17 protein-coding genes and 1 tRNA gene are annotated in these 21,355 nt (G+C 75.5%); 6 read left to right on the top strand and 12 right to left on the bottom strand.

Annotated elements, in window-relative coordinates; genetic code table 11:
• Positions 1-7 precede the first annotated feature (7 nt).
• The 6 genes from pcaC to IW256_RS17190 all read right to left on the bottom strand — a co-directional run bounded on the left by pcaC (position 8) and on the right by IW256_RS17190 (position 4,829).
• The gene (gene pcaC, locus IW256_RS42745; RefSeq protein WP_197011955.1) at positions 8-433 is read right to left on the bottom strand and encodes a 4-carboxymuconolactone decarboxylase; all 426 of its coding nucleotides are present in this window, start codon (positions 431-433) and stop codon (positions 8-10) included.
• A complete protein-coding gene (locus IW256_RS42740; RefSeq protein WP_197011954.1) occupies positions 430-1,200 on the bottom strand; it encodes an alpha/beta fold hydrolase in 771 nt (256 codons plus the stop codon). The genes pcaC and IW256_RS42740 overlap by 4 nt, the downstream gene beginning before the upstream one ends.
• The gene (pcaB, locus tag IW256_RS17205; protein ID WP_231403819.1) at positions 1,197-2,441 is read right to left on the bottom strand and encodes a 3-carboxy-cis,cis-muconate cycloisomerase; all 1,245 of its coding nucleotides are present in this window, start codon (positions 2,439-2,441) and stop codon (positions 1,197-1,199) included. Before pcaB ends, IW256_RS42740 begins: the two co-directional genes overlap by 4 nt.
• The gene (gene pcaG, locus IW256_RS17200) at positions 2,431-2,967 is read right to left on the bottom strand and encodes a protocatechuate 3,4-dioxygenase subunit alpha (protein WP_197011953.1); all 537 of its coding nucleotides are present in this window, start codon (positions 2,965-2,967) and stop codon (positions 2,431-2,433) included. The genes pcaB and pcaG overlap by 11 nt, the downstream gene beginning before the upstream one ends.
• Entirely contained in the window at positions 2,967-3,632 is a 666-nt protein-coding gene (pcaH, locus tag IW256_RS17195) for a protocatechuate 3,4-dioxygenase subunit beta (protein WP_197011952.1), read from the bottom strand. Before pcaH ends, pcaG begins: the two co-directional genes overlap by 1 nt.
• Positions 3,633-3,842: 210 nt before the next feature.
• Complete coding sequence (locus tag IW256_RS17190; RefSeq protein WP_197011951.1) at positions 3,843-4,829, bottom strand: sigma-70 family RNA polymerase sigma factor; 987 nt, start codon at positions 4,827-4,829, stop codon at positions 3,843-3,845.
• Between the two features lie 321 nt (positions 4,830-5,150).
• Between IW256_RS17190 and IW256_RS17185 the strand changes: the two genes are divergently transcribed.
• Positions 5,151-5,708 (top strand): universal stress protein, encoded by a 558-nt coding sequence (locus IW256_RS17185; RefSeq protein ID WP_197011950.1) that lies wholly within the window; start codon positions 5,151-5,153, stop codon positions 5,706-5,708.
• Positions 5,709-5,753: 45 nt separating this feature from the next.
• Here IW256_RS17185 and IW256_RS17180 read toward each other — a convergent pair whose 3' ends face one another.
• The 3 genes from IW256_RS17180 to IW256_RS17170 all read right to left on the bottom strand — a co-directional run bounded on the left by IW256_RS17180 (position 5,754) and on the right by IW256_RS17170 (position 9,558).
• On the bottom strand, positions 5,754-6,836 hold the full coding sequence (locus IW256_RS17180; RefSeq protein ID WP_197011949.1) for an acyl-CoA dehydrogenase family protein: 1,083 nt from the start codon (positions 6,834-6,836) through the stop codon (positions 5,754-5,756).
• The gene (locus tag IW256_RS17175; RefSeq protein WP_197011948.1) at positions 6,833-8,053 is read right to left on the bottom strand and encodes an acyl-CoA dehydrogenase family protein; all 1,221 of its coding nucleotides are present in this window, start codon (positions 8,051-8,053) and stop codon (positions 6,833-6,835) included. Before IW256_RS17175 ends, IW256_RS17180 begins: the two co-directional genes overlap by 4 nt.
• A gap of 143 nt (positions 8,054-8,196) precedes the next feature.
• Positions 8,197-9,558, bottom strand: coding sequence for a M28 family peptidase (locus IW256_RS17170; protein WP_197011947.1), 1,362 nt, complete (start codon positions 9,556-9,558; stop codon positions 8,197-8,199).
• A gap of 295 nt (positions 9,559-9,853) precedes the next feature.
• Between IW256_RS17170 and IW256_RS17165 the strand changes: the two genes are divergently transcribed.
• Positions 9,854-10,633, top strand: coding sequence for an ABC transporter ATP-binding protein (locus IW256_RS17165; protein WP_197011946.1), 780 nt, complete (start codon positions 9,854-9,856; stop codon positions 10,631-10,633).
• Positions 10,634-10,672: 39 nt separating this feature from the next.
• On the opposite strand, the gene IW256_RS17160 is transcribed toward IW256_RS17165, so the two are convergent.
• The 3 genes from IW256_RS17160 to IW256_RS17150 all read right to left on the bottom strand — a co-directional run bounded on the left by IW256_RS17160 (position 10,673) and on the right by IW256_RS17150 (position 15,913).
• Positions 10,673-12,439 (bottom strand): ankyrin repeat domain-containing protein, encoded by a 1,767-nt coding sequence (locus tag IW256_RS17160; RefSeq protein WP_197011945.1) that lies wholly within the window; start codon positions 12,437-12,439, stop codon positions 10,673-10,675.
• Positions 12,440-12,477: 38 nt separating this feature from the next.
• A tRNA-OTHER gene (locus IW256_RS17155) sits at positions 12,478-12,549 on the bottom strand.
• A gap of 91 nt (positions 12,550-12,640) precedes the next feature.
• Positions 12,641-15,913, bottom strand: a complete 3,273-nt coding sequence (locus tag IW256_RS17150) for a carboxyl transferase domain-containing protein (RefSeq protein WP_307828921.1) — start codon at positions 15,911-15,913, stop codon at positions 12,641-12,643.
• Positions 15,914-16,076: 163 nt separating this feature from the next.
• On the opposite strand from IW256_RS17150, the gene IW256_RS17145 reads away from it, so the two are divergent.
• From IW256_RS17145 to IW256_RS17130, 4 genes are all read left to right on the top strand, one after another.
• The gene (locus tag IW256_RS17145) at positions 16,077-16,694 is read left to right on the top strand and encodes a TetR/AcrR family transcriptional regulator (protein ID WP_197011943.1); all 618 of its coding nucleotides are present in this window, start codon (positions 16,077-16,079) and stop codon (positions 16,692-16,694) included.
• Between the two features lie 236 nt (positions 16,695-16,930).
• Complete coding sequence (locus IW256_RS17140) at positions 16,931-18,463, top strand: RtcB family protein (RefSeq protein WP_197011942.1); 1,533 nt, start codon at positions 16,931-16,933, stop codon at positions 18,461-18,463.
• Positions 18,464-18,585: 122 nt separating this feature from the next.
• Positions 18,586-19,767 carry an acyl-CoA dehydrogenase family protein gene (locus IW256_RS17135; protein WP_197011941.1) on the top strand — a complete coding sequence of 394 codons (1,182 nt, stop codon included), beginning with the start codon at positions 18,586-18,588 and terminating at the stop codon, positions 19,765-19,767.
• Between the two features lie 223 nt (positions 19,768-19,990).
• Positions 19,991-21,349, top strand: a complete 1,359-nt coding sequence (locus IW256_RS17130; RefSeq protein WP_307828920.1) for an MFS transporter — start codon at positions 19,991-19,993, stop codon at positions 21,347-21,349.
• The last annotated feature ends 6 nt before the right edge of the window (positions 21,350-21,355 follow it).

Below are 21,355 nucleotides of genomic sequence, written 5' to 3'. Positions count from 1 at the left end.
GGCTGCCCTACGCTCCCCCGCCGTCCTCGTCGCCCTCGTCGTCCGGCTCCGTGTCCGGCGCGTCCTCCGACAGCACCCGCTGCGCGACGGCGAAGGCGGAGTTGGCGGCGGGAACCCCACAATAGACCGCCGTCTGGAGCAGGACCTCCTTGATCTCGTCCGGGGTGAGGCCGTTGCGGAGGGCGGCGCGCACGTGCATGGCCAGCTCGTCGAGGTGGCCGCGGGCGACCAGGGCGGTGAGGGTGACGCAGCTGCGGGTCCGGCGGTCCAGGCCCGGCCGGGTCCAGATCTCGCCCCACGCGTACCGGGTGATCATGTCCTGGAACTCGGCGGTGAACGCGGTGGTCCGGGAGCGGGCCCGGTCGACGTGGGCGTCGCCGAGCACCTCCCGGCGGACCCGGGTGCCCTCGGCGTGCCGCTGCTCGTCGTTCATCGGGGCGGTCCCTTCCAGGTACGGTCCAGGTGCGCGCCGATCGCCTCGGCGACGGGGCCGGGCCGCTCGGCGAGGGCCAGGTGCCCGGCCCCGTCGATCACGAGCGGGCCCCGGGCTCCGGGGATCCCGGCCGCGAGCAGGTCGGCGTGGCCCAGGGGCGGGGTGGGGAGGTCCTCCGCGCCGGCGATCACCAGTGTGGGCGCGGAGATCCCGGCCAGCCGCCCGGTGGCGTCGAAGCGCGCCAGGGCCTCGCAGCAGGCGGCGTAGCCCTCGGCGTCGGTCGCGCGCAGCATGTCCACGTACGGTCCGGCTCCGGGGAAGCCGGGGGTGAACCAGCGCGCCGCCGCGGTCTCCGCCACCGGGCCGACGCCCTCCCGGCGGACCAGCGCGGCCCGCTCGCGCCAGGGGCCGGGCGGGCCGAAGCGGGGCGAGGTGCAGATCAGCACCAGGCTGCCGACCCGTCCGGGGGCGTCCAGCGCGAGCGCGGTGCCGACCGCCCCGCCCAGCGACACCCCGGCGTAGGCGAACCGGCCGATGCCGAGATCGTCGAGCAGGCCCAGCAGCGCCCCGGCGAGGTCCTCGACGGTGAACCCCTCCGCGGGGGCCGGGGAGCCGCCGTGACCGGGCAGGTCGTAGCGCAGCACCCGGCGGTGGCGGGTCAGCGCGGGCAGCAGCGGGGCCCACAGGTCCATGCCGGTGCCCAGGGACGGGCCGAGGACGACGGCGGGCGCGTCCGCGGGGCCGTCGAGCCGGTGGTGCAGGATCATCGCGCTCCTCCGTCCGGGGGACGCTCACCGGAGGCCGGGGACGCCCGGTAGGCGGCGAGGGCGCGGTCGACCAGGGCCGGGGCCGCGCCGGTCCCGGTGTCGGTGCCGTGCCCGGCCAGGACCGCCAGGAGGCCGTCGAGGTTGGCGGCCATCCGTTCCGGCGCGACCTCCAGGCCCCCGGCCAGCTCGGCGGCCGTCTCGGCGGCGCCGCCGGTCAGCCGCAGGCACTCCCGGAAGGGCTGCCATTCGGCGTGCCACTCCCCCGCCGGCCGCTCGTGCGGGGCGGCCAGGGACGCCTGGAGGATCTGGGCGCAGGCGGGGACCTGGAGCGCCGCCGAACGGATCATGACGGCCAGCGCCGGATTGCGCTTGTGCGGCATCGCCGACGAGCCGCCGCGGCCGGGCGCCGCGGGCTCGGCCACCTCGCCGACCTCGCTCTGCGCGAGGAGGACGACGTCGGTGGCGAACTTGCCGAGCGCGCCCGCGGTCAGGGCGAGCGCGGAGCCGAGATCGGCGACGGGCGTACGGCGGGTGTGCCAGGGCGTCACGGGCCGGGCCAGCCCGGTCTCGTCGGCGAACGCGGCCACCAGGTCCAGGCCCCGGTCGCCGTACGCGCTCAGGGTGCCGGCGGCGCCGCCCAGCTGCACCGGCAACGGCACCGGCGCCAGCCGCTCCCGGGCCTCCAGGACGCCCAGCAGCCAGCCCGCCGCCTTCGCCCCGAACGTGGTGGGGAGGGCCTGGCGGCCCAGCGTCCGCCCGGCGACCGGGGTGTCGCGGTGCCGTTCCGCGAGCCCGGCCAGCGCGTCCAGTGCCCGGTCGAGGTGGGCCAGGAGGACGCGCCTGGCGCGGGCCGCGACCAGCATCGCCGCGGTGTCGACGATGTCCTGGCTGGTCGCGCCGTGATGGACGTGCTCCCCCGCCGGGCCGGCCAGCCGCCGCAGATCGGCCACCAGCGGGACCACCGGGTTGCCCGCCCCGCGGGCGCGCCGGGCCAGGCCGGGCAGGTCGACCGGATCGGACGCGGCCAGCTCGGTGATGGCCGCGGCGGCGGAGGCGGGCACGATCCCGAGCCGGGCCTGCGCGCGGGCGAGGGCGGCCTCGGCGTCCAGCATCGCCCGGAGCCAGGCCCGGTCGCCGGTGACCGCCTCGGCCTCCGTCCCGGCCCGCACCGGGGACAGCAGCCCCGCGTCCGGCGAGACCTCCGGCGGCGCCCCGGAGGGCGCGGGCACCTCAGAAGGCAAGGAAGACCGTCTCCCCCTCGCCCTGGAGGCGGATGTCGAACCGGTACGCGCCGTCGGCGTCGCGTCCCGCGACCAGCGTGCCCCGGCGCTCGGCCGGGACCCGCGACAGCAGCGGGTCGGCGGCGTGGGCGGCGGTGTCCTCGGGGAAGTAAAGCCGGGTGAACACCGGCCTGAGCAGCCCCCGGGCGAACACCAGCACCGCGATGTACGGCGCGTCGCCGCCGATCCCGGCGGGCTTGAGCGTGGTGAACCAGTAGCCGCCCGCCGCGTCGGTGGCGCACCGCCCGAACCCCGAGAAGCCGTGCCCCCGGCGTACGAGGCCGCCGGGCCGCCGGGGGATCTCGCCGGCCGCGTCCGCCTGCCAGGTCTCCACCAGCGCGTCCGGGACGGGCGCGCCGGCGCCGTCCAGGATCCGGCCGCGCACGGTGATCGCGCCGGCGCCGGTCACGGGGACGACCTCGGGGCCGGCCTCGTACGGCAGCGCGTGCCCGAAGAAGGGGCCCACGGTCTGCGAAGGTGTCGTCATCAGGTCTCCATCGGGGTGTCGCCGAGGACGATGTCCCACTGGTAGCCCAGCGCCCACTCCGGCTCGGTGGTGTCGAGGTCGAACCGGCAGACCAGGCGGTCGCGGGCCTCCTGGTCCGGGATGGACTGCATGATCGGGTCGTACGCGAACAGCGGGTCGCCCGGGAAGTACATCTGGGTGACCAGCCGCTGGGTGAACGCCGTGCCGAACACCGAGAAGTGGATGTGCGCGGGCCGCCAGGCGTTGGGGTGGTTGCGCCAGGGGTAGGCGCCGGGCTTGATCGAGGTGAAGCGGTAGCGGCCGTCGTCGTCGGTGAGGCAGCGGCCGGCGCCGGTGAAGTTGGGGTCCAGCGGCGCCTGGTGCCGGTCCAGCGCGTGGTCGTAGCGGCCGGCGGCGTTGGCCTGCCAGACCTCCACCAGGGCGCCGCGCACGGGACGGCCCGCGCCGTCCAGGACCCGGCCGGTGACGATGATGCGCTCGCCGAGGGGCTCCCCGGGATGCCTGCGGGTCAGGTCGGCGTCCAGCGGGTGCAGCTCGGCGTGCCCGAACACCGGGGAGGTCAGCTCGACGCTGTCCGGCCCGAGCTCGGGCATGATCGGCTCCTGGGCGGGCGCCCGGAGCACGGTGCTCTTGTACCCGGGGGACAGGTACGGGGGGTGGGTCATGGCCTCGCCCCTTCCTTCGCTGCTGGCTCGCGCACCGGGGCGCCGGTGCGGGAGCGGATCTCCTCGGAGGTGACGCCGGCGGGCTGTGCCTCCCGTCCCGCGTCCGCGGCCGTACCGCACGGACCGCCGATGCCGACCACACTGGCACCCGCCGGCGCCGATGAGCCCCCGGTGTTTTCACTCAGCGGAAGGGTCGGCGGGGCCCGGCCGTCAGGCGGGCGGGAGCGTCTCCGGGAGGCCGAACAGCGGGAACAGGGACGTGTCGAAGAAGACCGACCCCCGCGCGATGCCCTCCGCGGTGACGGTGAGCACCTGGAGGTGGTACGGACGGTGCACGCCGTCCTCGCCGCGGCGGTAGAGCCCGAAGGCCGGCTGCCCGTTGGCCGCGGTCGGGACCAGCCGCAGTTCGCCGGGCTCGGGACCGCACTGGGCGACGATGAGGCGGGCGATCGTGCCGCGGCCGACGAACCACTCGGGGAACGGCGGCATCTCCCAGACCGCGTCCTCCTTGAACAGCTCGACCAGCCCGGCGATGTCGGCCCGCTCGAAGAGGGTGGCGTAGCGGTCCAGCAGGTCCCGCTGCCCGGGGTCGGCGGGCTCGACCATCGCGTCCTCCTCGGGCGCGACCTGCCGCAGCTGGGCGCGGGCGCGCTGGAGGGCGCTGTTGACCGACGCGGTCGAGGTCTCCAGCAGCTCGGCGACCTCGGTCGCCCTCCACTTCAGCACGTCCCGCAGGATCAGCACGACCCGCTGGTTGGGCGGCAGGTGCTGGAGGGCGGCGACGAACGCCAGGCGGGTGCGCTCCCGCGTGGCGACGATGGTCGCGGGGTCGGCCGCGGCGCCGGCGAGCGCGGCGTCGGGGGCGGGCTCCAGCCAGGGCACCTCGGGCGCGGCGACGACCGGGCGCTCGGGCTCGCCGTTCGGCGCGCCGAGCCCGGAGGGCAGCGGCCGGTGGCCCCGCTGGTCGATCGCGGTCAGGCAGCAGTTGGTGGCGATGCGGTAGAGCCAGGTGCGCAGCGATGAGCGGCCCTCGAAGCCCCCGTAGGAACGCCAGGCCCGCAGGTAGGTCTCCTGCACGAGGTCCTCGGCGTCGTGGATGGAGCCGAGCATCCGGTAACAGTGCGCCAGCAGCTCGCGCCGGTACGGGTCGGCCCGCTGCTGGAAGTCCTGTTCCTTCTCGATGGTGCTGTTCGCCATGGGTCGTCACCTTCGTTGGGGCGGCGGGCTGGGCCGTGCCCGACCGTAAGCGACGCCACCGACAGAACGTGCGCGAAACCCCATGATAGGGCCTGACCTGCGAAGGAATCGGGAGCGCCGGAGCCGCGGGGCGTTCGGGACCGCTGCCGGCCGCTGCGTCCGGCGTACCCCAGGGAACGGTCCAAACGACCGCGGGCGAGCAGCCGCCGGGCAAGGAACGGAGCAAGGTCGCCCCAACAGCGGCGAAACACTTCCGCTTGAGCGGGTATACCTGCACCCTGGAGTGCACATCATCCGTGGCGTGCGGCTCGGGAGGAAACAGTGGACGCGAGACCGGAGGGCGGCCCCCGCGTGGTCGTCGGGGTCGACGACTCCGCCGGGGCCCGCTGCGCACTGTCATGGGCCATCGGCGAGGCCCGGCTCCGCGGCCTGCCGCTGCTGGTCGTGCACGCCGCGCCGCTGCCGCCGCACGTGTCGGCCGCGGGACAGCTGGGCTGCGGGGTGACCGACGCGCTGCGCGGGGCCGGCGCCGAGCTGATCGCCCGGCTGCTGGACGAGGTCGCGGGCGGGGTCCCGGCCGGGCTGGAGATGACCGCGCGGGCGCTGGTCGGCGAACCGGGGGCCACCCTGGTCCGGCTGGCCCGCGAGGACGACATCCTGGTCGTCGGCCGCGGCTCGCGCGGTCCGGTCTCCCGCCTGCTGCGTCCCTCGGTGCGCCTGCACTGCGCGCGCCGCACCAAGGCCACGCTGGTGTGCGTGCGGCCGCCCGCCCTGGACACGCTGCTGCGATCGCTCACGGCCGGTGAGGAGTCCTCCGCGGGCCAGGCGGCCGACCGTTCCCGCCTGCGCCGCCTGGTCCGCCGCTCCCGCCGGGTCTGACCGCCCCACCGGGTCCGGCCGCCCCACCGGGAGCGCGGCCCTCGGTCAGGCCGGGGGCAGATCGGCGAGCGCGGCCAGGGCGGCGCGATGACGGTCGGGGGTGCCGAGCGCGAGCGCCGAGCTCTTGGCCCTCTTGAGGTAGAGGTGCGCGGGGTGCTCCCAGGTGAAGCCGATGCCGCCGTGCATCTGCACGCACTCCTCGGCGGCCCGGACGACGACCGCCGAGCAGTGCGCCTGCGCGACGGCCACGGCCACGGCGGTGCCGGGGTCGCCGGCGGCGGCGCACCCGGCGGCGTGGCGGGCCACCGCGCGCATCTGGGCGACCGAGGTCCACAGGTCGGCGACGCGGTGCTTGAGCGCCTGGTACGACCCCACCGGGCGGCCGAACTGGTAGCGGGTGTTCAGGTACTCGACCGTGACGGCCAGGCACCGTTCGGCGAGGCCGAGCTGCTCGGACGCCAGCATCGCGGCGCCGGTGGACAGCGCCGCCCGTACCGCCCGCTCCGCCTCGGCGCCGCCCGCGATCCGTTCGGCGGGGGCCGCCGAGAAGGTCAGGTCGCACAGGCGCCGGGTCATGTCGAGCGAGGTCACCGGCGTGCGGCCGGCGTCGGCGGCGTTCACCGCGTACAGGCCGTCGGAGGCCGGCACCAGGAGCACATCGGCCTCCTGACCGCCGGCGACGCCGGCGACCCGTCCGGTGAGGGCGCCGCCGCTCGCGCGGACGGTCCCCCCGGTGGGCGCGTGCGGGGCGGTGCCCAGCGGCACGGCGAGCACGGCGATCCGCTCCCCCGAGGCCAGGCCGGGCAGCAGCGCGCGGTCGCCGGCCTCCAGCAGGGCCGCCGCGGCCAGCACGGCGGCGCCCAGGAAGGGCACCGGCGCGACGGCACGGCCCAGCTCCTCCATCACCACCGCGGTCTCCCGCCAGGTGGCGCCCGCCCCGCCGAGGTCCTCGGGGACGGGCAGGCCGGTGGTGCCCATCCGCGCCAGGGCCCGCCACAGCGCGATGTCGCAGGGGTCGTCCTTCTCGGTCCCGGCCAGCACGTCCGGCCACGCGCAGGTGTCGTCGAGCAGCTCGCGGACGCCGGCGCGCAGGTCGTTCTCGATCTCGCTGTAGAGGAGGTCGCTCACTTGGGCAGGTCCTTCCACGCCACGTCCTTGTCCACCCGGATCTCGCCGGGCAGGCCCAGGACCCGCTCGGCGATGATGTTGCGCAGGATCTCGGATGTGCCGCCCTCGATGGAGTTGCCCTTGGCGCGCAGGTAGCGGTAGCCGGGCGAGCGGCGGGTGAAGTCGACCTCGGCGGGACGGCGCATCGTCCAGTCGTCGTGGCGCAGGCCCTCGTCGCCGAGCATCTCCAGCTCCAGCCCGGAGATCTCCTGGTTGAGCCGGGCGAAGGCGAGCTTGGCGGCCGATCCCTCGGGCCCGGGCTCCCCGGCGGCCAGGGCCTGGCGCAGCCGGACGCCGGTGAGCCGCGCGGCCTCGGCCTCCACCCACAGGCGCAGCAGGGCGTCGTGCAGCCCCGGGGTGCGCAGCTCGGGGCGGTCCCGCCACAGCCGGGCCACCACGCCGATCATCCCGCCCTCGCGCGGGACGGCGGCGCCGCCGATGGCCACCCGCTCGTTCATCAGCGTGGTGGTGGACACCCTCCAGCCGTCGCCGACCGCGCCGAGGCGGTGCGCGTCGGGGATCCGCACGTCGGTCAGGAAGACCTCGTTGAACTCGGCCTCCCCGGTGATCTGCCGCAGCGGGCGCACCTCGACGCCGGGCGCGGTCATGTCGCAGATGAAGTAGGTCATGCCGCGGTGCTTGGGCACGTCCGGGTCGGTACGGGTGACCAGCAGCGCCCAGCGCGCCTCGTGCGCCATCGACGTCCAGACCTTCTGCCCGTTGACGATCCAGGCGTCACCGTCGCGCACGGCCCGGGTGCCGAGCGCCGCGAGGTCCGATCCGGCGCCCGGCTCGCTGAACAGCTGGCACCAGATCTCCTCGCCGGTCCACAGCGGGCGCAGGAAACGCGCTCGCTGCTCGTCGGTACCGGCGGCCAGGATGGTGGGCGCGGCCATGCCCAGGCCGATCCCGTTGCGTTCGGGCTGGTTGCCCGGCGCCCCGGCCCGGGCGAACGCGGCGTCCACCGCCGGCTGCAGCGCGCGTGGGGCGCCCAGGCCGCCGAGCCCCTCGGGATAGTGCACCCAGGCGAGCCCGGCGTCGAACCTGGCCCGCAGGAACTCCAGCGGATCCAGGGCGGCGGGGTCGTGGCCGGCGAGGAACTCCTCGACCCGCCTGCGCAGTTCGTCGGCATCGGGCGGTGCTGTGCTCACAGGGTGGACCTCCGAGGGAACGGCCATACCAACTAGTCGGTATGGCGTCACCCTAGGAAGGGCCTCCAGGCCCGTCAACGGTAAGACCACCCGTCGCCGAACCGGGTTCGGACGCCGGCCGCCCGGTGGCGTGCTCGCCACCGGGCGGCCGGAACCGCGGAACCGTATCCCTACTTGCGGCGCGCCACGTCGTAGGCGGCGCAGCCGATCAGTTCGAGGGACACCTGCAGCCGCTGGAGGCTGATGTTCTTGGCGATGGTGTCCTCGGGCGTGTGGTAGATCGGCTCGAGCTGGCTGGGCGCCTCCCCGCCGCGCCAGCTGAAGTTGCCCGCCGCGATGCCGCGCTCGTAGAACGCCTCGTGGTCACTGGAGCCGCGGGCCACGGGGCCCTTGGTCTGGCCGACGTAGCCGAGGCGCTCGGCGGCGGCGCCGACGGCCGCCGTGGTGGTGTTGTCCGCGCCGTCCACCGACAGCAGCCAGTACGTCCCCGCGGGCGGGTGGCTGGTGGCGACCATGTCGTTCTGGAAGCACCCGCTGATGCGCTGGACTCCGGCCTCGTCCAGCTGCCCGACGTAGTGCCGGGCGCCGATCAGGCCGTACTCCTCCGAGCCCCACAGGCAGATGCGGATGGCCTGCTGGGTGGGGAGCCGCTTGAGGACGCGGGCCAGTTCCAGGCACAGGACGGTGCCGCTGCCGTCGTCGTTGGCGCCGGGCGAGCCGGGCACGCTGTCGTAGTGGGCGCTGATGATGACGGCCTTGCCCTGGGGGTTGGGCAGGGTCGCCTTCCGCTCGGCCAGGACGTTGTAGGAGGTCAGCCCGGTGTGGTGGGTGACCTTGAAGGAGAGTTCGCGGGCGCCGGCGCGGATGCGCTCGCCGTGGTACTCGGCCAGGCCCAGCACCGGGATCGCGACCGTCTCCCCCAGCACGGGGGTGAACGAGGCGGCCTTGCGCTCGGGGAAGGCCGTCGACCGGACGTTGGCGATGAGCACCGCCTTGGCCCCGGCGGCCGCCGCCGCCTTGGCCTGGTCGGTCTCCTTGCCCGCGACCCGGCTGAACAGCACGAGCTTGCCGCCGACGTCGCCGGTGACGGCGGTGGCCGGGCCCAGGTCGACCACCTCGCCCTCGGCGGCGGCCACGGCGGCCTGCGGGGACGCGCTGCACTGCCAGGGCTCCTCGCCCTTGGCGCGGATGCCGGCCAGGTACTTGTCGGCCACGGGGAACGGCTGCAGCTCGACCTTGTAGCCAAGGTCGCGCAGCTGGCCGGCGATGTAGCGGGCGGCGCGGTGCTCGGACTCGGTCCCGGCGATCCGCCAGCCGATCTCGTCGCTGAGCACCTTGAGGTGCCGCAGCGCCCGCCGCGCGTCGACGCGGGCGACCACGGCCTTGTCGGCGGTGCTCAGCGACGGGGGCAGGGCCGCACCGGGGCGCTGCCGGGTCGCGGCGGCCGCGGTGCCGGGGAGCAGGCCGACGGTCGCGAACCCGGCGAAGGCCGCCGCTCCGGCCAGCAGGTCGCGGCGTTTGACCTCGGACATGGCGTCTCCTCAGAGAGGTAAGGCGGGTGGCCGGGACCGCCCCGGACCCGGATCACGGGCCGGCGGCGAACGCCGGCCACCGCGACGAACTGGGCCCCCGTTCGCGGCGAACCTATGAAACATGGTCATAACCGGGCAAGATCCCCCGAAAGCACGCAACCGAACCGTGATCAGCCCGACCCGGCGGCGTTGCCCGAGCGCGGCGGGCTCAGTAGGGTGAGGACGGCCGGGTGATCCACGTCACAGCCTCCGGGCCCGCCCGGCCGCGAGGCGACGCGGGGAGGTGCGATGAGGCATGTCCGCCGATGAGGGACTCCGGGCGTCCGGCGTCACCGTGCGGTTCGGGTCCCTGACGGCCCTGGACGGCGCGCTGCTGGCCGTCCCGCCGGGCACGGTCACCGGCCTGGTCGGCCCCGGCGGCGCGGGCAAGACCGCCCTGCTGGACGTCATCTGCGGCCTGCGCCGCCCCGCCCGCGGCGAGATCCGGCTCGACGGCCGCGACCTCGCCGGCGCCCCCGCGCACGCGCGCGCCAGGCTGGGCGTGGCCCGCACCTTCCAGCGGCCCCGGGCGTTCGGGACGCTCACCGTCCGGCAGAACGTGCGGCTGGCCGCCGAGGCCCGCGCGATGACCCGCCCCGTCGCGGGCCGGACCGCGGCCGACCGGTTCCGGCGCCGCCGCGCCGCCGTGCGGGAGGCGGCCCGGGAGGCCGACGCGCTCCTCGACCGGGTCGGCGTCGCCGGCTACGCCGACGCGGTCCCCGCGCGGCTGCCGGCCGGCGCCGTCCGGCTCATGGAACTGGCCCGCGCCCTGGCGACCCGGCCACGGGTCCTGCTGCTGGACGATCCCTCCGCCGGGCTCCCCGTGCCCGAGTCACGGGCGCTGGAGGTGCTGCTGCGCGACCTGGCGGCCGAGGGGCTGGCCGTCCTGCTCGCGGAGCGGGAGCCGGACCGGGTGATGGGCGTGTGCGACGAGCTGTACGTCCTGCGCTCCGGCCGGACGGTCACCTCCGGGCCGCCGTTCCAGGTGCGCGCCGCCCTCCGCGACCGCGAGACCGCCCCGGCCGCCGCCCACTGACCCCTTACCACTGGCCGCCGGCCGCTCGCGCACCGGCGCTCAGTACTCGAGCATCTCCGGGTACTCCTCCTCGATCCTCTTCTCGAGGAAGCCGAGGTCATCGCGCGGCACCCGGTGGATCAGGTAGTACAGCGAGGTCTCCTCCTCGTCCACCACGTCGATCCGGGCCCCGGCGTCCAGCAGCGCGCGGACGAGGCCGAGGGAGCCGTCCATGGCCACGGCGGCGAACAGGGGCGTGCGCCCGGGCTGGTCCCTGGCCTCCAGGTCGAGCCCGGCGGCGAGCAGGAGCGGCAGCAGCCGCTCGTGGTCGACCAGATGCAGGACGTGCAGCAGGGTGCGCCCCCTGCCGTCGCGGACCCGCGGGTCCATGCCCAGCTCCAGCATCCGCAGGACGCCGGCGGTGTCGCCGTGGTGCGCCCGGTCGAAGACCTCGCGCCGCCGCTCGCGCAGCGCCCTGGGCAGCCTGCCGTTCCCGGTCGTCCACGCGCGCCGTACGGCGACGCAGCCGCCCACGTCACCGCCCAGCGCCTGGAGGGCCCGCTCGCGCTCCTGCTCCTGAGCGCTGTGCGGGATCTCCAGGGCGCCGTCGCGGAAGGCGACCTGGTGCCACTCGCCGCGGCACCGGATCCGCACCGGGGAGAAGGGCTCGGGGCCGGGCGGCCCGAACGGCGCGTCGCCGGCGGTCCGGCCCGGGAAGAGGGCGTCGTGGACGAGGGGGTGCAGCCGTTCGGGCGGGGTGCGGCCGTCCCGCAGCAGGTCCAGGTCGGGCAGGCGGCGCCAGAGGGCCTCGGCCAGGACGTCGCCCCCTTCCAGTTCGTCCGCCTCGTAGTAGCTGTCGTACTCCAGCACCGCGGCCCGCAGCCGCTCGCCGTCGTGGTCGAGCAGCACCGCGGCGTGCTGGGTCCAGGGGATGTGGAACCGCCCGCCGCCCATCCGCCGGATCTCCGGTTCGAGCCGGGTCAGTGCCAGCGGCATCCGCGCGAGCTGGTCCAGCGGCCCGACGGTGTAGTACTCGCGGAACCGTTCGGACTCGGGGCCGGGCGGGAGCAGCTCGACCCCGGCGGCGGCGAAGGCGGCCTCGACCTCGCCCCGCTCGTGGAGCAGGGTGACCCACTCGGCGTGCGCGGCGGGGTCGGCGCGCCCGGGGTCGGAGGCGGGCAGCAGCCCGGCGTCCCGCGGCGTGCCGCCGGGTTCGAGGAAGGGCACCCGCCGGCCGTTCCCGCCGCAGCGCTCGTGCAGTTCGGCGGTGCGGCGCGCGTCCCACAGGTGCCGGGCGGTGGTCCAGGACTGGACGAGCCCGGCCCAGAAGCTGGCGTGCGGGAAGTCGGTGCAGATGTGGGCGTCGCCCCTCGCGGCGACCTCGCCGAAGTGCAGCGCCAGCCGCTGCGGGCCGTCGATCTTGTAGGGCTGCGTGGTCACGTACAGCCAGGCGGCGGCGCGCGGGGTCGTCCCGTAGCCCTCCAGCGTGACGACGTGGTCGGGCGCCATGGTGATGCGGCCGGGCGACCCCACCCGCGGCGCGTGCCAGCGCACCAGGTCGGGCACCAGGTGGCGCAGGTCGTCCTCGAGCGCGGCGGCGACCTCGGCGCCGTACCGGCCGGCGACCTCGGGCAGGTCGAAGGTCACCTCCATGCCTGCGGCGGCGCAGGCGCCCCGCCAGTCGCCGGCCAGGCGGCGCTCGGCGGCCTGTTCGATCATCCACCGGGGGACGGCGTGGCGCCGGAGCCGGCGCAGCCGGGCCAGATGGCCGGGACCGAGGCCGGGGCCGCGGCCCCCGGGCGGCGCGGCGGTGCTCCCCTGCGGCAACGACGCTCCTCGGATCCCGGCCGGTGACGATGAGGCGGCAAGGCTGGTCGGATTCGAACCGACGTCCTCCAGCCCGCTGCAAGGCGCGACGACCTCTGCGCTACAGCCTTGCCTGGGCGGCAGTATAACGATCTTCACGGGGCCGGTCCGGGCGAACGGGAGAATCTGCTCCGATCGGTCGGAGCGCCGGGCCGGCCCGGTTCACCAGGTGTCGATCCAGCGGCGCGGCTCCGGCCCGTCCCCGGCGGGCGGCGCGGCGCCCAGGACGGCGGTGATCCAGCGGCGGGTGCCGGCGGGGTCGATGACGTCGTCCAGCTCGAAGACGGTGGCGGCGTTGAGGGCCTTGCCGTGCTCGTAGGCGGTGGCGACCATGCTCGCGAAGAGCGCCTCGGGGTCCTCGGCCTCGGCGAGTTCCTTGCGGAACCCGAGGCGGACCGCTCCCTCCAGCCCCATGCCGCCGATCTCGCCGGTGGGCCAGGCGACGGTCGCCAGCGGCGCCTTGAAGCTCCCGCCCGCCATGGCCTGCGCGCCCAGCCCGTAACCCTTGCGCAGGACGATCGTGACGATCGGCACGCGCAGGTTGGCGCCGGTGACGAACAGGCGGCTGAAATGCCGGACGGTCGCGGTGCGCTCGGCCTCGGGGCCGACCATGAAGCCCGGGGTGTCGCACAGCGACACCACCGGCAGGCCGTGGGCGTCGCACAGTTGCAGGAAGCGGGCGGCCTTGTCGGCGGCGTCGCGGTCGATGGCGCCGCCGAGATGGGCCGGGTTGCTGGCGATCAGCCCCATCGGGCGGCCCTCGATCCGCACCAGCGCGGTGATCACGCCGGCGCCGAACCCGCGCCGCAGCTCCAGGACCGAGCCGGTGTCGGCGAGGAGCCCGACGGCGCGGCGGACGTCGTAGGCGCGCCGCCGGTTCTCCGGGACGACGTGCCGCAGCAGGCGCTGGTCGCCGCACGTCCACGCGGAGGCGGGTCCCTGGAAGTACGACAGGTAGTCCCGGGCCGCCCGCACCGCCTCCGCGTCGTCCTCGACCAGCACGTCGATCACCCCGTTGGGCTCCTGGTCGGTGACGGGGCCGATCTCCTCGGGGCGGAACACGCCCAGCCCGCCGCCCTCGATCATCGCGGGCCCGCCCATGCCGATGTTGGCGTCCCGGGTGGCGATGATGACGTCGCAGCAGCCGAGCAGCGCGGCGTTCCCGGCGAAGCAGCGGCCCGAGGCGATCCCGACGAGCGGGACCAGGCCGCTGAGCCGTCCCATGGCGTGGAAGCTCGGTACGTCCAGGCCGGAGACCGTGGCGGTGTCGGTGTCGCCGGGCCGCCCGCCGCCGCCCTCGGCGAACAGGACCAGCGGCAGGCGCAGGCGCCGGGACAGCTCCAGCATCCGGTCGGTCTTGCGGTGGTTCTGGTACCCCTGGGTCCCGGCCAGGACGGTGTAGTCGTAGGCCATCACCACCGCCCGGCCGCCGCCGATCTCCCCGATGCCGCAGACCAGCCCGTCGGCGGGTGTCCGGGCGATGAGGTCCTCCAGCGTGCGGCGCCCGCGCTGGGCGGCGACGGCCAGGGCGCCGTACTCGGTGAAGGTCTCCGGGTCGCACAGGTCGCCGATGTTCTCCCGGGCGGTGCGCCGCCCCCGCGCGTGCCGGCGGGCCACCGCCTCGGGACGCGCCCCGTCCAGGCCGATCTCGTGCCTGCGGCGTACCTCGGCGAGGTCGGCGCGGATCTCGGCCGGGTCGTGCCCGGCCTCGGAACGGGCGTCCTCGGCGGGGTCGCCGCCGTCCGCGCCGGCGGGCGCGAGGAAGAGCAGCGGCGCCCCCTCGGCGACGGTGCCGCCGGGCGCGGCGGCGATCAGGCGGACGACGCCGGACTCGGTGGCGCCGACGACGTGCTCCATCTTCATCGCCTCCAGGACCAGGACCGGCGCTCCCGCCCGGACCCGGTCGCCCTCGGCGACGTCCACGCTCACGACCGTTCCCTGCATCGGGGCGGGGACGGCGACGGTCCCGGCCGGGGCCTCCGCGGCCGGTTCCCGCCCGGGTCCGGGTGCCGGTTCGGGTTCCGGGTCCGGTTCCGCGGCGGGCCCGGCGCCGCCGGACTCGGCCGCGGCGGTTTCGAGGAGTTCGGCCAGGTGGTCGGCGACGAAGGCGGTGGTGCACGTGCCGGACGCGGCGCCCGAGGCGAATCCGGGGTGCCGCAGGACGGCCCGGAGCAGCGGGAGGGTGGTCTCGACGCCGGCGGCCTCGAACTCGGCGAGCGCCCCCGACGCCCGCGTCACCGCGGACGCGAGGTCGGCGGCACGGACGACGACCTTGGCCAGCAGGGAGTCGTAGCGCGGCCCCACCCGGTACCCCGCGTGGGCGTGGGTGTCGACGCGGACGCCGGGGCCGGAGGGCGGCGCGAACGCGGTCAGGGTCCCGGAGCCGGGACGGGGCGTCCCGGCGGCGTCCAGGGCCTCGGCGTTGATCCGTACCTGGATCGCGGTGGCGCGCGGCTCGGGCGGCGGCCCGTCCAGGCCGACGTCGGCGAGCCGGGCGCCGAGGGCGAGCCTGATCTGCGCCTGGACGAGATCGACGCCGGTGATCTCCTCGGTGACGGTGTGCTCGACCTGGAGGCGCGGGTTGACCTCCAGGAACCAGAACTCCTCCCCCGCGACCAGGAACTCGAACGTGCCGAGCCCCTCGTACCGGACCCGCCGCGCCATCCGCTCCGCGGCGCCGATGACGGCCGCGCGGGTCGCCGGGTCCAGCGCCGGGGCGGGGGCGATCTCGACCAGCTTCTGGTGACGGCGCTGGACGCTGCAGTCGCGCTCCCACAGGTGGGTGACGGCGCCCGTGCCGTCCCCGGCGATCTGCACCTCGATGTGCCGGGCGCGCGGCACGTACCGCTCGACGTAGAGGTCGCCGGCGCCGAACGCGCCGAGCGCCTCGGAACGGCACCGTTCGTAGGCGGCGGGCAGCGCGTCCGGGTCGGTCACGGCGCGCATGCCGCGCCCGCCGCCGCCCGCCAGCGCCTTGAGCATCACCGGCCCGTGCTCCTCGGCGAACGCCCGCGCCTCGGCCAGGCTCACCGGCCCGGCGGTCCCGGGCGTCACCGGGACGCCGGCCTCCCCGGCCAGCCCGCGCGCGCGGGCCTTGTCGCCGAACAGCTCCAGCAGTTCCGGGCGCGGCCCGACGAAGGTGATCCCCGCCTCGGCGCACCGGGCGGCGAACGCGGCGTTCTCGCTGAGGAAGCCGTACCCGGGGTGGACGGCGGTGACCCCGGTGTCCGCGGCCACGGCGAGGATCGCGTCGGCGTCGAGGTAGCCGGCGACGCCCTCCCCCGGCAGCTCCCTGATCTCCCTGGCGCGCCGCAGGCCGGGGAAGGCCGGGTCGTCGGGGGTGCGGACCGCCACCGCGGCCAGGCCCAGCTCGCCGGCCGCCCGCAGGATCCGCAGCGCGATCTCGCCGCGGTTGGCCACCAGGATTCCGGACACCGGCCCTCCTCGCCTGGACGTCACGCCCCTTTGCCTACCATTTGACCGAACGTGGTTCATGAGCCGGGGGCGCGCGGCGGGAGGATAATGGCCCGGGGCGGCTCGACGGCCTTCCCGGCTTCGCGAGGACCTGCCTCCGGCGCAGGCACCTGGAGGGACACCGATGGGCACCGCTCGACCTTCGTACCGCGACGCGCTGCTGGACGCCGCGGCCGAGCAGTTCGTCGAGCACGGCTACCGGGGCGTGCGCATGCAGGACGTGGCCGCCGCGGTGGGGGTCAGCCGCCAGACCGTCTACAACGAGTTCGGCGACAAGTGGGGTCTGGCGCAGGCGGTGGTGCTGCGCGACAACGACCGCTACCTGGACGGCATCGACCGGATCCTGACCGAGCACGCGGACCTGTACTCGGCGGTCGAGGCCGCGGTGCGGTTCACGCTGGAGATGTCGGCCGACGACCCGATCAAGAAGATGGTGCTCACCGGGGCCGGTGGCGGCGAGCTGCTGCCGCTCCTCACCACGCGTGCCGAGCCGGTGCTGTTCACCGCCAGCGCCCGGCTCGTGGAGCACGCCCTGGCGCAGTGGCCGGAGATGGAGCGCGCCGCGCTGACCGAGGTCGCCGACGCCGCCGTCCGGCTGACGATGAGCCACCTGGTGCTGCCCTCCGAGCCCCCGGCACGGGTGGCGGGGTTCGTCGCCCGCATGGTCACCCGTTACCTGGGGACCGTCACCGGCACGCCCTCCCACGACTCCCAGGACACCCAGGCGGGGGCCACGGCGTAAGGGCGGCGCGTGAGGGGACGGCGCGTGAGGGGACGGCGCGTGAGGGGACCGCGCGTGAGGGGACCGCGCGTGAGGGGACCGCGCGTGAGGGGACACGCGTAAACCGCTGGCCCGCGCGGCGCGGGCCGGGGTAGATTCCCTCTCACCTCGCGGCTGCTGAACCGGAGGCCACGGCGGGCCCCGCGCCCGTCCGCTCCGCCCTTCCCTCGTTCAGCGGCCGTAAAGGAATCCCTCTCATGCGCCACGATCGCGCACGTCAAGATCATCGCCTCGAACGTCTCGACGACCACTGGCTCCGCCTGCCCAACCGGTGGGACGTGCCCGTCGAGATCTGCGCCGGGCCCGGCGTCCCGCTGGAGCCGTCCGCCGTGGACGAGGTCCTGGCGGTCCTGGAGACCGCCGGCACCCTGGAGCGGCTCGCCGAGGCCGCCCTCGGCCACACCGGCCCGGCGCCCCGCATCACGCGGATCGCGCTGACCCCCGACTTCCACAAGGGGGCGGGCATCCCCATCGGCACGGTCATCGAGACCGAGCACGCCCTGATCCCCCAGGCCGTCGGCAACGACGTCAACTGCGGGATGCGGCTGGAGGTCACCTCGCTGGACGCCGGCGCCGTACGGCCCCGCCTGGACGCGCTGGAACGGAGGCTGCGGCACCTGTTCTTCGAGGGCGGGCGCCGGATCGCGCTCACCCCGCTCCAGCGCGAGGCCCTGCTGCGCGACGGGCTGCCGGGCCTGCTGCTCACCGGCCGCACCGGCCACTGGCCGGGGATCGCGCCCGGGGACGCCGACGACTGCGTGGACCGCGTGCACGCCTCCGGCTTCCCGGTCGGCACCGCCGAGGCGTTCGCCGACTGGGTCCGCAGCGCCGGGGGCGAGGCCGGGCGGGCCAGCGGCGACAGCGTCATCGGCGGGATCGGCGGGGGCAACCACTTCGTCGAGCTGCAGTACGTCTCGCGGGTGCACGACGCGGCGGCGGCCCACGCCTGGGGGCTGGCACCGGGCACGGTCGTCACGATGGCGCACAGCGGGTCGCTGTCGCTGGGCCACCAGGCCCACGCCACCGCGCTGGACCGCCTGCGGCGGTCCTGGCCGGCCGGGCTCCCCCGGCCGAGCAACGGGATCATGCCGTTCCTGCTGGACGAGCGTTCGGAGGGGGACCGGCGGCGCTACCTGGACGCGTTCGGCAACGCCGCCAACTTCGCCCTCGGCAACCGCTTCTTCCTGTCGCTGACGATGCGGGCCGGGCTGGCGGCCGAGTGCGGCGCGCTGTCCTCGCGGCTCCTGTACGACGCGCCGCACAACCTCTTCTGGCGGGACGGTGACCGGGTCGTCCACCGGAAGGGCGCCACCCCGGCGGGCGGGCACGAGCCGATGGCGGGCGGCCCGTTCGCGATGTGGGGCGAGCCGGTCATCGTGCCGGGTTCGATGGGCGCCGCGAGCTTCGTGCTGCGCGGCCGGGGGCATCCCCGCACGCTGGCCAGCGCGTGCCACGGGGCCGGGCGCCGCGTACCGCGCGGGGCGGCCGCGGCGGGGAGCGAGGCGGACCTGGACGCGTTCCTGCGCGAGTTCCGCGTGGTGACCCCGCTGGACCACCGGGATCCGCGGGTGGCGCGCCGGCCGGACGTGATGGCGGCCTGGCGGCGGGACCTGAAGCAGGAGGCGCCCTGGGCGTACAAGGACATCGGGCCGGTGGTGGCGGGCCTGCACGGCGGCGGCGTCGCCGTCCCGGTGGCCGAGCTGCGCCCCCTCCTGACGGTCAAGGGATGACCGCGGGGCGCGTCCCCGGCCGCGCACCCACCTGCGTCAGTGCACACTTACAGAGTGGGCTACCGTGGAGGCCGCAGGACGATGCGGTACGGAGCGGACGGAAGGTAGCGGAGGAGGCGCGCGTGGACTTCGATCTGCCGGAGAGCGCGACCGCGGTACGCGAGGGCGTGCGGGCGATCGCCGGGAAGTACGGCCAGGACTACTGGGACCGGTGCGACACCGAGAAGCGCTGGCCCGAGGAGGTCTGGACGGAGCTGGTCAAGGGCGGCTGGCACAGCCTGGCGATCCCCGAGGAGTACGGCGGCGCCGGGCAGGGCCTGCTGGAGCTGGCCGTGGCGCTGGAGAGCCTGGCGGCGGGCGGGGCGGGCGGCGCGGCCTCGTTCATGTACCTGCTCACGCCCGCGTTCGGCGGGCTCACCATCACCCGGCACGGCACCGAGGAGCAGAAGCGCGCGTTCCTGCCCGCGATCGTCTCCGGCGAACTGGAGACCTGCTTCGCCATCACCGAGCCCGACGCCGGCAGCAACGCGATCGCGATCGGCACCCAGGCCCGGCGGGACGGGACCGACCTCGTGGTCAGCGGCCAGAAGATCTGGATCTCCGGGGTGGAGCGGGCCGGCTTCATGGTCCTGGTCACCCGGACGATCCCGGCCGCCGAGGCCCGGCCGCGCACGTCCGGGTTCACGGTGCTGCTGGTGGACGTCAAGGAGGCCGTCGCGAAGGGCACGCTCACCTACCGGCCCATCCCCAAGCTGGGCACCAACACGGTCGCGTCCAGCATGGTCTTCCTGGACGAGGTGCGGGTGCCCGCCGAACGGGTCCTGGGCGAACCCGACCAGGGCTTCGCCGTCCTGTGGGACATCCTCAACCCCGAGCGGATCCTGGCCGCGGCCGGCGGGGTGGGCTCGGGCGAGCTGGTGCTGGAGGTCGCCTGCGCGTACGCGCGCGAACGGGCGCCGTTCGGCACGCCGATCGGGGCCAACCAGGGCGTCGCCTTCCCCCTGGCCAGGATCAAGGCGCAGCTGGAACTGGCCCGGCTGATGACCTACAAGGCCGCCTGGCTGTGGGACCGGGGCCGCCCCTGCGGCTCGGAGGCCAACATCGCCAAGCTCACCGCCGCCGACGCGGCCTGGCAGGCGGCCGACCGCGCCTTCCAGACCCACGGCGGCATGGCCTACTCGCTGGAGTACCCGGTGGCGCGGATGTTCCGCGACGCCCGCATCGCCAAGAACATCCCCGTCGCCGAGGAACTGGTGCTGGCCCACATCGCCCAGCACGAACTGGGCCTGCCCAGGTCGTACTGAGGTCGTACTGAGGTTGTACTGAGGCGTACCGGGCCGCCGTGCCCGGCCCCACCCGTGCGGCGCGCCGGGACGGCTCCCGTCCCGGCGCGCCGCACGGTCCCTGAGGGCGGCGCGGCGTTTCCGCCGTGTTAAGCGGAGGTTAGATAACGGCCCTTCCCCCTTTACGCCGGCCATCCGCGCGGAGAGGCTCCCACCTGCAACGACTCCCGCAGGAGGTCTCTCCGTGACGACTAAGGCTCCCGCGCGCACCCCCTGGAAGGCGGTGCTCGGCGGCTCGGTCGGCAACATGGTGGAGTGGTACGACTGGTTCGTCTACGCCAGCTTCGCCACCTACTTCGCCGCCTCGTTCTTCCCCAAGGGCAACCCCACCGCCCAGCTGCTCAACACCGCCGGGATCTTCGCCGTCGGCTTCTTCATGCGGCCGGTCGGCGGCTGGCTGCTCGGCCGGTTCGCCGACCGCCGGGGACGCAAGGCGGCGCTCACCCTCACCGTGACGCTGATGTCGGGCAGCGCGCTCCTCATCGCGATCGCCCCGACCTACGCCTCGGTCGGCTACTTCGGCGCCGCCGTGCTGCTGGTCGCCCGGCTGATGCAGGGCCTGTCGGTCGGCGGCGAGTACGCCGCCAGCGCCACGTACCTGACCGAGGCCACCCCGCCGGGCCGGCGCGGCTTCGCCTCCAGCTTCCAGTACGTGTCGATGACCGCGGGCCAGCTCATCGGGCTGGGCCTGCAGATCATCCTGCAGCGCACGATGTCGGAGGAGGCGCTGAGCTCCTACGGCTGGCGGATCCCGTTCATCATCGGGGCCGCCGGGGCGGCGGTGGTGTTCTACCTGCGCCGCAACCTGCTGGAGACCGAGGCCTACGACGAGGAGGCCAGGGACGCGGCGCCGGGCGCCGGGGAGGCGGGCGGGCGCCCCGCGCACGAACGCGGCACGCTGCGCCAGCTGCTCCAGCACAAGCGGGAGTTCGCGCTGGTCATCGCGCTCACCATGGGCGGCACGCTGGCGTACTACACCTACACCACCTACCTGACCAAGTACCTGTCCAACACCGCCGGGCTGGAGAAGTCGACCGCGACGCTGGTGAGCTTCTGCGCGCTGTTCGTCTTCATGCTGCTCCAGCCCGCCGCCGGGGCCCTGTCGGACCGGATCGGCCGGCGCCCGCTGCTGATCACCTTCGGGGTGGGCGCGACGCTGGGCACCGTCCCGCTGATGAACGCCCTCTCCCAGGTGAGCGGCTTCGCCGGGGCACTGGCGCTGTCGCTGCTCGGCCTGGTCATCGTCACCGGCTACACCTCGATCAACGCGGTGGTGAAGGCGGAGCTGTTCCCCACCCACGTGCGGGCGCTGGGCGTGGCGCTGCCGTACGCGATCGCCAACGCGATGTTCGGCGGGACGGCCGAGTACGTGGCGCTGTGGTTCAAGAACGCCGGGATCGAGTCCGGCTACTACTGGTACGTCGCGGGCTGCGCCGCCGTGTCGCTGCTGGTCTACGTGTTCATGCGGGAGACCCGCGACGCCGCCCTGAGCCGCAGCGAGCGCGGCGGGCGGGAGGCCGTCCCGGCGTCCGCGCGCGTCTAACCTGGG

Source organism: Actinomadura viridis, assembly GCF_015751755.1.
Classification (GTDB): domain Bacteria; phylum Actinomycetota; class Actinomycetes; order Streptosporangiales; family Streptosporangiaceae; genus Spirillospora; species Spirillospora viridis.
Note: the sequence above shows the minus strand (reverse complement) of the source record. Positions and strands in the feature narration are given on the sequence as shown.